Annotated in this window: 1 protein-coding gene; it reads left to right on the top strand. The window is 77.0% G+C overall.

Features of this window, described 5'->3' with window-relative positions; all coding sequences use genetic code 11:
* Positions 1-235: 235 nt before the first annotated feature.
* Positions 236-565: ATP-binding cassette domain-containing protein (locus tag G3I71_RS46045; protein WP_164324892.1), on the top strand; the 330-nt coding region annotated here is incomplete at its 3' end.

The raw sequence follows: 565 nt of genomic DNA, 5'->3' as shown, positions 1-565 counted from the left end.
GCGAGGACGTCGTCGACCGACTGGATCGAGCGGCCGCGGCCGACGGTTCCGGGCATGGCGTGCACCTGCGCTTCCGCGACGACGACGGGGGGTGCGGCGACGCTACCGGTGCGCCCGGGAGGGCCACGGGACCTCGGTCTCGTGACGCGTGACGACCCGCGGTGCGGTGGTGGGCGCCGGCCGGGCCGACACAAAGCGTTCGGGTCCCGACGTGCCCGCCCGGCAGGATGGGGGCATGAGTGCGACCCTGCAGGTCCGTGGCGTCGCCGCGGCGTTCGGCGACCGCGAGCTGTTCTCGGGCCTGGACCTGGTGGTCGCGCCGGGGGACGTCGTGGGGCTCGTCGGGCCCAACGGCGCGGGCAAGACGACGCTGCTGCGGATCCTGGCCGGGCAGCGCGCGCCCGAGGCGGGGTCGGTGCAGCTCTCGCCCGCGACCGCGCAGGTCGGGTACCTCGTGCAGGAGGTCGAGCGGCGCGACGACGAGTCCGTGCGGACGTTCCTCGAGCGGCGCACGGGCGTCGCCGCCGCGCAGGCCGCGATGGACGCCGCCGCCGACGAGCCCGCG

Origin of the sequence: Streptomyces sp. SID12501, assembly GCF_010550245.1 — a bacterium.
Classification (GTDB): Bacteria; Actinomycetota; Actinomycetes; order Streptomycetales; family Streptomycetaceae; genus Streptomyces.
The sequence above is the reverse complement of the archived record's forward strand: the minus strand, read 5'-3'. Positions and strand labels throughout refer to the sequence as shown.